The organism is Streptomyces sp. NPDC051636 (genome assembly GCF_044453765.1).
In the GTDB taxonomy this organism is placed as follows: Bacteria; Actinomycetota; Actinomycetes; order Streptomycetales; family Streptomycetaceae; genus Streptomyces.
The window spans coordinates 1-12,297 of sequence record NZ_JBITDA010000060.1; the positions used below are offsets into that span (position 1 = coordinate 1).

The window sequence follows — 12,297 nt, forward strand, 5'->3', positions numbered from 1 at the left end:
AAACAGCGTCCACAACTCGTCCGGCACCAACCGCTCCACCAGATCCGTCATGCACGGCTCAACGAGCGATCACACCATCAGAAACGACGTCTTAGTGCCGATGCCGATGTAGGCGTCCAGCCCCCCGGTCGCGACGTCGAAGAGGTCGCACGAGGTGGATCCCGTGCGCCGGAAGTCCCGCACCTCGGGCAGGAGCCGGACGAGGGTGGAGAGCGTCAGGGGTCGGCGTTCCTCGCTGATGGACACGCTCACCGAGACCAGAGCGGCGCTCAGTTCGTCCGTGGCGAACACGGACGGTGCGCGCAATTCAAGGGGAGTTGACGATCAGGTGACTTGATCGCCTTTGATCATTTTTGGCTCAGTCGTGGCACAATCAAGGGCGACAGGCACATGAGTCTGAACAATGCGGCAGCCGGACGGGGGACGGACATGGTGTCGTGGGACGAGGAGTGGGCCCAGCTCAAGGCTGATGCTCTTGCCCGGCAGCAGCAGTCGGCGCACATGCAGCTGAACCAGTTGGTGGCTGACGGAGGCGGTGGCTCCGCCGCTGGTCCGGGCGGCCGTGGGGACGGGTTCTCCGTGAGTGCGGACTCCATCGACGGAAGCTCGCACCTGCTACTGGAGATCGCCGGAGTCCTGTCTACCGCTTCGGCGGCCACGAGCTCGACCAGAGCGGCGGTACTCGGGTAGTTGCCGGCTTCTTCCGAGAGCTCTTCGGGCGTTACGACATTCCGCTGCCGCCCACCGTGCCCGCGTCCAGCACCTACTGACCTTCAAAGCGTGGTGTCGTAGGGGCTGACGTCTCGTGATCGCTGCGGTATGCGGACTGCATGAGGTATGCGCAAGGGGGCGGGCTGACCGACGAACGGTGTGCTTTCCGCGAGCAGTTGCGGTTGGAGGCGGCCGAGCGGTTCCGGCAGGGTGACGAGAATGCGGTCATCGCTCACGACCTGCGGGTCGGCGTCCGGTCGGTACAGCGTTGGCGCAAGGCTTGGTCGCACGACGGGCCGAGAGCCCTGGCCTCGAAGGGCCCGGCGTCGCTGCCGCTGCTCAGCGACGAACTGTTCGCCGTGCTGGAGCGTGAGCTGGCCAAGGGGCCGGTGGCACATGGGTGGCCGGACCAGACGTGGACCCTGTCGCGGATCAAGACGCTGATCGGGCGCCGCTTTCACAGGAGCTACACCGTGCAAGGAGCGGCCGCCCTGCTCAAGCGGCACGGCTGGAGCCGCCAGGTCCCCGCCCGGCGGGCGGTCGAGCGGGACGAGAACGTGGTGGCCGGCTGGATGAAGGAGACCTGGCCGCAGGTGGAAGGAGCGTGGCGGCGCTCGACGCCTGGCTCGTCTTCGAGGACGAAGCCGGATTCTCGATGACGCCGCCGACCGCCCGTACCTGGTCCCGCCGCGGCCACACCCCTGTGGTCCGCGTGCGCGGCCGCTCCCGCCGCCGCTTATCGGTGGCCGCCCTGGCCTGCTACAAGGCCGGCGACAGCGGGTGCGCACCGTGGATGTACGGCATCGTTCCCGACGATGCCGCGCACGCCTGGCTGCGCCTTGTGCGTGCGGGAGCTGATGGAGCCGTGCCCGGCCGGCACCGACGTCACTCCGTGCGCGTCCGCCCGTTCTTGAGCACCTCGTAATAGCCGCTGTGGCCGAGTTCCAGCTTGAACACCAGGCCGTACCGTTTCCGGATGGCCGCGACTGTGGCGGTCTTCGGTTCACGGAGTAGGCGGGACACCGGCGGATCGTCGACGAAGCCGGCGTAGGGATCCTCGACCAGCCGGTGCGGGGCGCCGCCGCGTGTCGTGTCCCAGGTCAGGATCTGTGTGGAAGCGAACAGCTGCGTCGGCTCTTTGGCCTGCGGGCCCTGGGGGTTCGGGCCATGCCCTCGGTAGTAGGTGACGAGCCGCTCTCCGTAATCGTCGTGCGTGAACGGGATGGCGCTTCCGGATCTGGCCGGCCCGGAACGGGCATCGTCGCCTGCGGTCAGGATCCCGTCGAGGGTGTCGCCGATGTGCCTGGGGTCGGCGCCGTAGTAAGCGGTGAGGTTCATCGAGCAGACGACCTTGTAGTCGTCGGTATCTTGCTGGAAGTACCAGCGCGGTCCCGATCCCGGCCCGCACATGTCGTGTATCACGACCAGCCCGAGCGACAGGGGCGTGCGGTCGGCGTACTCCTTCGCCACGTCCCGAAGCCGTTGCTCCGCACTCTCCCGGGCCTGCCTCGCCTGACCGCTCTCTGCAAGCTTTCGCAGCTGCTTGTCGCTCACGGCGCGGTCCGGGGGCGTGGAACAGGCTGAGACGGCGAACAGGACGATCGCCGCTAACGATCCCAGTACGCTCTTCGAGCCGGCGGCCCGCCGCGCGAAGGCCCTCATGCTGGTCCGCCTCTCATCGGCAGGCGCCTCTCCCATATGACGCCCGGCCCGACCGTCATCGTCCACCAGACGGCCGGGCCGGGCATGAGTACCCGTACTCAGACGACTACAGACCCATGCCTTTCATCGTGCGTTCGAGGGCGTTCGCGTACAGGCTCGCGCCCCCGATCTTCGGATGGAACGACTGTGCCGACAGGCCGTACTGGTTGATGAGCGGCCAGTCCTTAAGGGGGTCGTCGGACTTCACCAACGTCTTGACGAGGCCGTGGATCTGCTCCGGGTCACCGCATACGCCCTTGCCCGGGAAGTCGTTCTTCGGGTTGGAGAACCACACGTTGATGCCCGAGGCCTTGGCGTCGTCGGCCGCGCCCTGCATCTCCGCCGACAGGGTGTCGGCGGTGTCGTCGAGCCAGGCTGCGGATGCCTCGGACAGGCCGATGGCCATGCCGCTGAAGCCGGTGTTCAGGCACGATCCCTTCTCGGAGATCAGGGGCGGATACCCCATCAGGACGATCTTCGCGTTCTGTGCCCGCTTGTGGATCTCTCTCAGGACCCGTGTGATGTCCGTCCGGACGACCTGGTTCATGAGGCCCGGAACGGCCGTTTCAAGCGGCCGTCCGAGAAACGGGCCGTCCCGGCCCTTGACACTTTTGTCCGGACCGTCGAGCGTCCCGCCCTGGCAACTGCCGTTACCGATGGACAGCAGGCACTGCTGGATGATCTGGGTGAACCGGGAGTCGTTGCCGCCGATGGAGATTGTGACCAGGGTGGTGTTCTGGTCCAGATAGCCCTTGTCGATTTGGGGCTCCTCGCCGTTCTGGCTCTCGCCCTTCGACAGGGCGCTGTCGTCCACATCCTTGGGCAGAACGTTGTAGGTGCGCGCTCCCGAGCACGCGATCAGGTGGTAGTCCATGCTCGGGTCCAGCGAGTCGTCCAGCTGACCGATCGACTTCGATGCACCGGGCATCGTGGCCTGACGCGACCACGCCTGGGTGGATCGGTGGCAGGCGTTGCGGGCGTTGTCGTCCAGCTTGCTGCGGTAGTTGGTCTCCGGGTAGTAGTCCCGGTCGCCCTCGGAGGCGCCCTCGCCGGAGGAGTACGAGTCACCCATCGCGACGACCACGTTCTTCGGCTTGCCCGGCAGCGGCTGGAAAGCGACCGAGCCCCAGGCGATGTCCTCGTCGGCCGTACCGTCATCAGTGACGTTCGACAGCATGACCGCCGGCCGCCCCGTGAAGTGGAACGCGCCCAGGCTCACCCAGCGTCCTGCACGCTGCTGCACGGACCGAGCGGGGCTCTTGCTGTCGATGTTGATGACGTGGTACTTCGCCTGCCTCGTCTGTGCGCCGGTGTCGGGCAGGTGCACCAGGACACGTGCCCAGCGGAGATCCTGTCCGAGGGTCCAGAGGCCGTTGATGGCCATCCGGCCGCCGTCGCCGCCGAGGTGGTCGGCGTTGCGGGTGTGGGCGTACCAGTAGTGGCCGCCGTAGCCGCCGCCGACCTGGTGCAGGTCCTCCTTGCCCTCGTAGTTGCCGTCGGAGTCAGGGAAGAAGCGGAAGCCGAAGGTTCCCGCCGAACTGGTGTTGCCGCAGTCGGACCATGTCCGTGTGCCGTTCGGTACCGAGGCCACGACTTTCGCCCCGGAGGGGGCTCCGGTGCAGACCGGGGTGCCGTCCTTCAGGCGGTACCCCTGCCCCGGCTCCGAGATCAGCGTCTGGTACTTGATGTTCTCGTGCCCGCAGGTGGTGGCGCACAGGACCTTCCAGGTCACGTTGGGCTGGTTCCACCAGTACTGCGTGTAGCACTCCTTGTTCGGGCAGTCCGGCGGAACGTTCGGGTCGCAGTTGTTCTTGGTGTTGCAGAACGTGTCCAGCGGCGGCGAGACCTGGCTGCGGTAGTCCTTGCTGGTCCACCACGCGGGCTGGAAACCCGCCGTGTTGTATCCGGAGTCACCGAGCCAGTCCTGCTTGCCGTCGGTGCCGTAGGAGAAGCCGGTGTCCATGGACCAGGCGGCCCAGCCCATCACCTTCTCCTCGTAGGGCCAGTCCTGCGGATGCGCGGCGTCCTTGTTCGCGGTCGGGCCGTCCACGTCGGTGTCCATGAACGGGTGGCCCCAGCTCTTCTTGTAGAGCGGGTTGGCCGGGTTGTTGTACCAGCCCAAACCCCAGTGGCCGGCGTTCTTGCCCGCGTCCGCGGCCGGGTTGAAGCCGAGGTTGTAGTTCCATACTGCGGTGAACCAGTTTTCGACCATGGACGGGTCGTCGTTGTTGACAGTGACCGTCTGCCCGGCGGTGTGGACCTCGTTCCACTTGTCGGCCAGGATCTGCATCGCGGCGGCGATGTTCGTGGCGTAGTCGACGGCGACGGCCTTCTGCAGGCCCGGCGACAGGGCCTTCTCCTTGTGCCCGTTGTCGTCCGTCTTCTCGTGGCCGGCCAGGCGCATGCCGTCGGTGACCTGTCCGACGCCGTATCCGCAGTCGGACTTGTCCCAGTGGATCTTCCAGTAGGCGTTGGGGTCGTTCTCCACGGCCTTGCGGCCGTAGTAGCCGTCCATCGCGGCGAGCGGGTTGCCCATCTGGCCGGGGATCGAACCGCCTTCGGCCTGCCACAGGTTGGACTCCTGCGCCATGATGCCGAGCAGCACGTTCGCCGGGATACGTCCCTTGCCGTCACCACCCGCCAGCTTCGGCACCGGGAACAGGCCTTGGGGGTCGATCGTGCCCAGGCCGGTCTGGCTGCGGTAGCCGCCCTGCCGCAGGTACTGGGAGCGCAGCTGGCCGCGTACGGCCATGTCGACGGCCCACTCGACCTGGTTCGGCGTCGGTTGCAGCGCCTGCGCGTTCACGTCGTTGCGGGAGATGGCGCAGATGCGGTCGGTGTCCCGCGGGTCCACCGGCGCGTTGGGGTCGTTGACCCGCGCCACCGAGGACTCCTTGCCCCTGCCGCCGGCGATGGGGAGAGCGGGGCTGGGGTTTTTTCCGCCCGGTGCCGTCGCGTCCGCGACCGACTGGGTGACCTTCTCACCGGTGGCGGTGGCCGTGCTGGTGACGGTCACGGGCTGGTCCCCGGCTATGGTCTCAGGGGTCGGCCTGGTGTCCTGCGGGGCGGGCTCGTTCCTGGTGAATCCCTTGCCCGCAGTCTTGATATGCGCCAGACCCGCGAGGATGCCCGGTGTGAGGACCGGTTCGACGGCGAGACGGCCACGGGTGGAGATGTCCGTGTCGGCGGGGGCGTTGATGCGGGTGATCCCGGTGCCCTTCGTATTCGGGGCTCCCTTGGGGTGTCCGGTGAGGAACACCCGGCCCGCCTCGCCCGGCATCAGGTCGAGGTCGCCCAGCTTCCCGGTGGCGACGAGGGCCGGCTTGCCGTGCCCGGACCACACCTTCGCCTGTGAGGTCTTTGTGTCCTTGCGGTCGACGAAGGCGATTTTGCCGTCCTGTGCGGGACGGATGTCGAACGGGACGCTGTCCCCAGTGGCGAGGTCCTTCACCTTGCCGGCACGGTCGATGTGCACCAGGTTGTGGCCGCGCGCGGCCACCGCCCCGTCCTCGACCGGTACGGCGCTGGTGATCTCACCGTTCAGCGCCACCTTGCCCAGGGACTTTCCGGCCGTGTCGACGGTCATTACACGGGTCTTCGTCAGGGCCGGGTCGTTGACGTCCCGGAAGGCGGTGAACGCGGCCGTGTGCGTCCGGGTGTTGCAGGACGGGTCGAAGTAGGCCAGGGACACCGTGAACGGCAGCTTCGTTACGTGCCCGGTGGCCGTGTCGACGATGGCGGCGAACGCGCCGCCCTGCATCAGGTCCGGCTTGTTCGTGAAGGTGCGCGGCGCGTACACGGCCGCGACGTGGTCACGGTCCATCACACACTGATTGCCGATCCACGAGTCCGCCGTCAGACCCGGCTCGGACAGTTCGGCGGCCGTCTTCCACGCGTACGCCTGGCTGCTGTCGGCGGTGACGATCTTGAACCCGCCGGTATCGGCGGCCCCGGTCACCGCTCGGTCCGTGGAAGTCTTCCAGCCGTCGCCGAGCTTCTTGCCCGGATCCGTCACACGGCCGGGAGGGGCCGGCGTGGCGTGTGCGTTGTTGCCGTGGTCGGAGCTGGCTGTCGGCGCGGCAGCGGCGGGCGCTGCCTGCAGCAGGCCGCCGGTTAAGGCCGCGCAGGCAGCCAGGGCAGCTATGGGCAGGTGTGTCCGTCTTCTGCGTCTCAAGAGAGAGCTTCCCCGTTTCTTGTTGAGAGGTTCCCGTGCCTGGTCAGGGCAGGGCTCAGCCGCCCACCTCCGGCGAGAGGGGCAGAGGGTGGGCGCGAGTGCGAGGCGAGTGGGCCGACGGTGCGGCGACGGCGTGGGCAGCCCTGGCTTTGTCAAGCCAGGGCTGCCCGCCCTGGAAGCGTGACAGCGATGGTCAAATACGCGTCCGTGTTAGAGCTGGTGAACTAGCCGACCACGGCCTCGGAGGAGTCGCTGACGTGAGCGGCTCCCCCGAGAGCACCGTTGGTGCCAGCCGCATGGCAGTGCGCACAGCGTGCGAGGCTGCGTGACAGGTGACAGGTGACAGGTCAGTGGGTGTCACCGAACGGGTCGTATTTGACGACCTTCAAGCTGATCTCCGAGTCACTCGCCCCTGCCTTGGAGCCGGAGGCCGTGATGTCCGCCTGGGTCGGCCATGTGGTGCCCGGCCAGAGGTTGTCGGCCTTCGCGGTTACAGAGAACGGAGACTTCTCCTTGCCGCCCACGACCGTCACGGTGACGGTATAAGCCACGCGCTTGTCACTGCCGTTGTGGATGGTCAGCGGTACGACGACCCGTCCCGAGTCCAGGCGAGGTGTGTACGCGATGACTTCACCGTGCGACGCCGTGGCCGCGGCCTTCCCGAATCCGTAGTCCTTGGGATCGGGGACAGCGGTGTTCGTCGGGTGGACGGGGTCTCCGCTGGGGGCGGCAGCCGCGCGCTGGGCGGCCGCCTTCTGTGCTGCCTTGTTGAGGGCGCCATCGGTGCCCGACGGCTTGGGTGCCGCCGCAGCAGTTGCCGAGGATCGCGGCAGGGAGGACTTGTCGGTTTGCTGGCTTCCTTGGTTGCCGCATGCGGTCAGGGCAAGCGGCCCTGCTGCCATGGTTACTAACAGGAAGCGCGCGGAGGCCCGGGCTTTGCCGGGCATGTTCTCAGTCACAGGAGAACATGTACTCGGATTTGAAGTTGATGTACAAGCTGCTCGGGCTCTGCCCCATCTTCGCTGTCACGGGTGCGCAGACGGCGCTGGAGACGCGGACAGGGCCGGCGTAGTCAGTGAAGTTCCCGGAGTCCTTGTCGCAACCGGTGCCATCCACCTTGCACACGTTCAGGTACATGTACTGCCGCTCCCCAACGTTGTTGTCGAGGATGGCGCACCCCTTGCCGCCGTTCTCGTAGGAGAACAGCGTGGCCAGCCGCTGACGGGGGTCTGTACCTTCCGGAAGCGGCACGGCTCGGAACAGCTTGTACCCGGTCCCGCACACGGTGGCCGCCGCCCCCGCTGCCTGAGGGTCGGCCATGACCATCGCCCGGGTGGACGCGTCGGCTGTCTTCGCGAGCGGGACAGCAGGTTGATCGACAGCCACTGCCTGCGGTACGGCCACCGCACCTAAGGTCAACGTCGCGGCAGCAGTGACAGCACGCAGACTTGCCCTGAGCTTGAACATGCTTGCTAACTCCCCCATAGAAAGTGCGACAAAAGTGGATCGATGGCGCCGGTCAAGCGCCGACTACCGACCCACCACGGCAACGCGATCCAAGCCGGTTGGGGAGACCCGAACAGGATGAGCCCCGCACAGTCCGCACAAACGTTTGGAACGCCGACGGCAACTTAGACGCAAAGCGGAACCGTCGGCAGAGATTTACCGCGAACTCACGACTGCGTGGCGGAAAGCCGCCATTAAAAGGAATCACCAAGAGCATGTCAAAAGGCGACCGGGAGCTGAACACCGCTCACCTTCAGTCAACAAAACGGAACGGAGTGCCCCCAGAACGGAACGACTGAAACAAGAGCCTCACAAGTGGCCTGCCAACTGCGCGTGAACAGCCGTGACGTGGCTCTGAGGCTCACCAGCGATACATCGCCTACTTCTGGTCCTCACGCTGCCCCGGGCCCTCACGTGCAGCTTGCTCTCCCTCGTAACAGGCCGCGACAATCCGGCCCTTGCAGGCGCCACGCAGCTACGAGCGTGTCACCGGCCGCATCGAGTGCGCCGCACCGGGTGCGCTCAGCGGCCGGCTTCTGGCCCGTGGTGCGGGTCCGACTGCTGAGGGCGGTGCGCACGCTGATCGCCCTCGCGCACCGAGTGCGGTGCGGTGGCCTCCTCCCGGTCGGCGTACCGGGCCGTCCTCTTGCGGGACTGGACGCCCGCCTGCGTATAAGCGTCCTGCAGACGGCGCAGCTGCTCGTCGGTGAACTCCAGGGCTTCCACGTCCGTGCGGGACTCCTTGAGTGCCCGCAGCGCCGTCATGGAGAACGCGCCGACCAGCCGCACCGACCCCAGCGGCATGTGCAGCGTCACCACCCAGCTCAAGGACGTGTTCACCGGCAACTGGGGCTGGAACAACAACTGCGCGAAGGAGGACCGCGAAACAGCGACCAAGCCCCCCGCCGTCCAAGCCGCCAAGAACCTCTCGGACACCACCACCCGCAGCCTGATCAACGGGTCCGGCCAAGCCAGCCTCGGCTTCCTCGACGGCCTCACCTTCGGAACCTTCAGCTACTTCAGCGGAGCACAGATCACCTGCCCGCCGGCCTACAACATGGGGCTGTACGCGAGCATGGTTCCCTTCCCCATCGAGGGCGGGGGCAAGCGTCTGGCCGCCGAGGGCGCCGAGGCACTTGCCAAGCGTGGCCTTTGGCAGCTCACTGCCGAAGGAGCGTCGAAGATCATGAAGGTCGGGCCGTTCAAGACCACGTTCTACAAGAGTGCCTCTGACGGGCTGTGGTGGACCGCTGATATAACGGGCCACGGACAGTCGGCATTCAAGGTCTACAAGGAGACCAAGAAGGGGCTCGAGTGGATCGCGGACGCGGATCGGTACGGTGACTTCATGCTCAACAAGTGGAAAGGCGAGACCGGACGCTTCATTCCCTGGAGTCAGCTAAGGGGCATAGGAAGATGATCCAGTCGGCAGAGGAGTTCATCAGGCTGCGCTCCAGTGAAGACCCCGATGAACAAAGGCGGGCAAGTGCCGCATCGGCCTCTCTGGAGGTGTGGAGAGATATCGTCGATCGCCATCCCGAGGCTCGCTTCTGGGTTGCGCAGAACAAGACGGTTCCTCTTGAGATCCTTCGGACGCTTGCGACCGACCCCGACCCCAAGGTGAGGTCCATGGTTGCCATGAAGCGCAAGGTAACGCCCGACATCCTGGCGGACCTGGCGGGTGACCCCAACGAATCCGTCAGGCTTACCGTCGCCCGCCACAGGCTGGCTCCACGATCCGTACTGGAAAGGCTCCTGTTCGATTCATGGGCCGAGATCCGGGAAGTGGCTCGCGACCGGATCGAGAACGAGGCATGAGCTGAGTCCGGCCGAAGGGCGGCAGCGCATCCCTCCGTAAGCGCTGCCGCCCTTCAGCGTTTCACCCGCCCTGGATCCGCTGAGCGCCTGGTCAGCACTCGATGATGTTGACCGCGAGCCCGCCCCGGGCTGTCTCTTAACCTCGATTCGTCAGCGAGGTTCGGTGGCTGACCTGTTCGGCAGTTCGCCCGTAATGTCCTCGGGCCGTTCGAGTGGGACGCTCAACTGAGCCGCCAGGGCAGGGCGCAACTCGGTTGGGCGAGCCGGGACGGAAGTCATCTGAACGTGTCTCTCACGGGAGATTCACGCACAAGTAGGGTGCTCGGACATCTAGAATGGCGGCGTCTCCCGTGCCAGACAGGCACGAGAGACGCCTTGACAGATGGATCAATGAGTATGCGTGCCGAGTTGCAGGTATTCCTGCGCGTAAGCAATGACAGGGCGATGAGCAAGGCCCTTTCCAAGGTTCGGCAACTGTGCCCGCTGGCGCTCGGTGAGGCTACTGCTGAGCGGTACTGGAAAGATGCCGGGCTGCAGGACGTTCGTCTGCCGCTCGCGGTTCCGCACGGTTCTCTCGGCGACATGACGTTCGAGGTACTGCGCGCGGCTTGGTCGCTCGGGGAGCCATGGAGCGTGTCGAGCGGAGGTCAACCGGGCACGAAGGGATGGGAGTTCGAGGCACTTGCCGAACAAGAGGGTACCCGCTTTCACGTGCCAGGCTTGGAGTGGGCGCGCATTTCACTCCGCGGCAGCCTCTGAGTGGGCGGGCGACTCAACCTGCTTATCCCAGACTCTCCTTCTCAGATCGGTCAATCTGCTGACTGCGACCGGTCGCCAGATATGGGTGCACCTCAACGCGACGAAGCATATCGCTGAGGAGATCATGCACAATTCTTTCTCGCGCAATCTGAAGACCGAGGAAATACTGGTCAGCCTTGTCAGGGCGGTTGATTAACACAACCAGGCAGGGTATCCAATATGGTCGGAGGGTTCTCAGTCATGGCTGGGAATTGATCATCGTCCCACAGAAGACGGTGCTGGATAATCCGGTGTTGAAACATGCGCGAAGGCTTGGGTGAGCAAGAGTGTCGTTCGAAATTCTGGGAGTTAGCCCGGAAAGAGAACATGTCGTCGAGGTGACGAATATGTCCCCCTGACGGTTCAGTGGTTGGGTTACTCGCGCCTGCGGGAAGCGCCACGATCGGTTGTGCTGGACGCTGGAGCGTCCTTGGTCAAAATCAAGACGGACCGAGAAAGCGGTGAGGTGGTTGAAATCGTTCTGGTCGACATCGACCAACCGGAGATTCTCGACGCCTCGCTGAGTGCCGGTGCCCCTGCGGTCATCGACTCAGGGTTTCCGCGCATGTCGTTCAACGATTCTTCCCAGTGTCGTTCGGCAGGCGGGGTCGGCCTGTATGTCGACGGTCTGCGGCTCGGGGCCTCGGTGAAGTCGCGTGATGTGCCTTCGACTGAGTCAGGCGGTCAGGGAGTATCGCCGGTCCAGTCGAAGCGGGCCGGGTCACCGGGGCGGGTTGTACATCGCCCGGCCGCCAGCGCGGAACTGCCCCAGCTCGGTGAAGAGCGCGATGCCGGTGTCGACCTCGTCCCGCGTCCAGCCGGTGATGTCGAGCAGCAGACCGACCAGCGGGCCGCCGACCAGTTCGGCGGAGCGCTGGTCCGGCCACGGGTCCGGGTGGTCGTGTCGGCGCCGTAAACCCGGCGGTGCAGCAGCTGCTCGTCATCGCAGCCCATCCGTTCAGGGTGCCGCTCCTTCGCTGCGGACCGCTTCGGTGGGGTGGCAATCGAGGGATCAGCGCAGTGTTGGCGGGCCCTTGCGGCAGACAAGAAAGAGGGCTCGGTCATCGTTGACGTCCGCTGCCACGTCCTCGATGAGGTGCCAGGTCCTGCCGTGAAAGCCGTCGCCTACGTAGTGATCGGCCTTGCCGGTAAGGCGGTCGAGGCCATCGCCGATGTCGCCGCCGGAGGTGTTGATCAGGCCATCCGTGAAGAGCATCAGCACGGGCGGATCCGGTAGGAAGACGATCGGGACGCGCAGACAACTCACCGATGGGCAGTGGCCGTACTCGCGGGCGTCGGCCACGGTGGCGCGGTGGCGCCGCAGGACGACGAACACGGGCGGCCCATCCATCTGGAGCTGTGCCCGGCCTGCGACGCCGGCGACGTCGGCCGCCCGGTGGCCGGCCTTCTCGTCCAGTGGTTCGCGAACGGTGGCGGTCACGACGCGAGCCGCGCCGCGGAAGGCGCCCACCTGCTGCTGGAGTGGACGAAGGAGTGCATGGCAGCCCACGGCTGGTACTGGCCAGGAGACGCCGCCCGACCAGCCCTGAGCCGTATGCCCAGGGGCGCCGGGGCACCAGCCGTACCGG

The 12,297-nt window shown here is 66.1% G+C and carries 12 protein-coding genes and 3 pseudogenes; 7 read left to right on the forward strand and 8 right to left on the reverse strand.

Going from position 1 to position 12,297, the window contains the following annotated elements; translation table 11 throughout:
- Positions 1 to 69: 69 nt before the first annotated feature.
- On the reverse strand, positions 70 to 306 hold the full coding sequence (locus ACIBBH_RS41575) for a hypothetical protein (protein WP_399414067.1): 237 nt from the start codon (positions 304 to 306) through the stop codon (positions 70 to 72).
- An 84-nt stretch (positions 307 to 390) separates the two neighbouring features.
- On the opposite strand from ACIBBH_RS41575, the gene ACIBBH_RS41580 reads away from it, so the two are divergent.
- Together ACIBBH_RS41580 and ACIBBH_RS41585 are read left to right on the forward strand one after the other, a co-directional pair.
- Entirely contained in the window at positions 391 to 690 is a 300-nt protein-coding gene (locus tag ACIBBH_RS41580) for a hypothetical protein (protein ID WP_399414070.1), read from the forward strand.
- 140 nt (positions 691 to 830) lie between these two features.
- Complete coding sequence (locus ACIBBH_RS41585) at positions 831 to 1,370, forward strand: winged helix-turn-helix domain-containing protein (protein WP_399414073.1); 540 nt, start codon at positions 831 to 833, stop codon at positions 1,368 to 1,370.
- A gap of 226 nt (positions 1,371 to 1,596) precedes the next feature.
- Here ACIBBH_RS41585 and ACIBBH_RS41590 read toward each other — a convergent pair whose 3' ends face one another.
- The 5 genes from ACIBBH_RS41590 to ACIBBH_RS41610 all read right to left on the reverse strand — a co-directional run bounded on the left by ACIBBH_RS41590 (position 1,597) and on the right by ACIBBH_RS41610 (position 8,896).
- The gene (locus tag ACIBBH_RS41590; protein ID WP_399414075.1) at positions 1,597 to 2,265 is read right to left on the reverse strand and encodes a hypothetical protein; all 669 of its coding nucleotides are present in this window, start codon (positions 2,263 to 2,265) and stop codon (positions 1,597 to 1,599) included.
- A 214-nt stretch (positions 2,266 to 2,479) separates the two neighbouring features.
- Positions 2,480 to 6,427, reverse strand: a complete 3,948-nt coding sequence (locus tag ACIBBH_RS41595; protein WP_399414077.1) for an SGNH/GDSL hydrolase family protein — start codon at positions 6,425 to 6,427, stop codon at positions 2,480 to 2,482.
- A 506-nt stretch (positions 6,428 to 6,933) separates the two neighbouring features.
- A complete protein-coding gene (locus ACIBBH_RS41600; protein ID WP_399414079.1) occupies positions 6,934 to 7,545 on the reverse strand; it encodes a hypothetical protein in 612 nt (203 codons plus the stop codon).
- Complete coding sequence (locus ACIBBH_RS41605; RefSeq protein ID WP_399414080.1) at positions 7,538 to 8,053, reverse strand: hypothetical protein; 516 nt, start codon at positions 8,051 to 8,053, stop codon at positions 7,538 to 7,540. The genes ACIBBH_RS41600 and ACIBBH_RS41605 overlap by 8 nt, the downstream gene beginning before the upstream one ends.
- Positions 8,054 to 8,614: 561 nt before the next feature.
- On the reverse strand, positions 8,615 to 8,896 hold the full coding sequence (locus ACIBBH_RS41610; protein WP_399414082.1) for a hypothetical protein: 282 nt from the start codon (positions 8,894 to 8,896) through the stop codon (positions 8,615 to 8,617).
- Here ACIBBH_RS41610 and ACIBBH_RS41615 point away from each other — a divergent pair.
- The 4 genes and pseudogenes from ACIBBH_RS41615 to ACIBBH_RS41630 all read left to right on the forward strand — a co-directional run bounded on the left by ACIBBH_RS41615 (position 8,895) and on the right by ACIBBH_RS41630 (position 10,669).
- A complete protein-coding gene (locus tag ACIBBH_RS41615; protein WP_399414084.1) occupies positions 8,895 to 9,512 on the forward strand; it encodes a hypothetical protein in 618 nt (205 codons plus the stop codon). The genes ACIBBH_RS41610 and ACIBBH_RS41615 overlap by 2 nt on opposite strands.
- The gene (locus tag ACIBBH_RS41620; RefSeq protein WP_399414086.1) at positions 9,509 to 9,910 is read left to right on the forward strand and encodes a hypothetical protein; all 402 of its coding nucleotides are present in this window, start codon (positions 9,509 to 9,511) and stop codon (positions 9,908 to 9,910) included. The genes ACIBBH_RS41615 and ACIBBH_RS41620 overlap by 4 nt, the downstream gene beginning before the upstream one ends.
- A 219-nt stretch (positions 9,911 to 10,129) precedes the next feature.
- Positions 10,130 to 10,198: pseudogene (locus ACIBBH_RS41625) on the forward strand (hypothetical protein); the annotation flags it as partial.
- 108 nt (positions 10,199 to 10,306) lie between these two features.
- A complete protein-coding gene (locus ACIBBH_RS41630; RefSeq protein WP_399414088.1) occupies positions 10,307 to 10,669 on the forward strand; it encodes a hypothetical protein in 363 nt (120 codons plus the stop codon).
- A 723-nt stretch (positions 10,670 to 11,392) separates the two neighbouring features.
- Here the strand turns inward: ACIBBH_RS41630 and ACIBBH_RS41635 are convergent.
- Together ACIBBH_RS41635 and ACIBBH_RS41640 are read right to left on the reverse strand one after the other, a co-directional pair.
- A pseudogene (locus ACIBBH_RS41635) lies at positions 11,393 to 11,662 on the reverse strand (hypothetical protein).
- Positions 11,663 to 11,720: 58 nt separating this feature from the next.
- Positions 11,721 to 11,930, reverse strand: a pseudogene (locus ACIBBH_RS41640) (serine/threonine-protein phosphatase); the annotation flags it as partial.
- A gap of 90 nt (positions 11,931 to 12,020) precedes the next feature.
- Between ACIBBH_RS41640 and ACIBBH_RS41645 the strand changes: the two are divergent.
- The coding region (locus ACIBBH_RS41645; RefSeq protein WP_399414090.1) for a DUF6300 family protein at positions 12,021 to 12,297 on the forward strand (277 nt) is incomplete at its 3' end.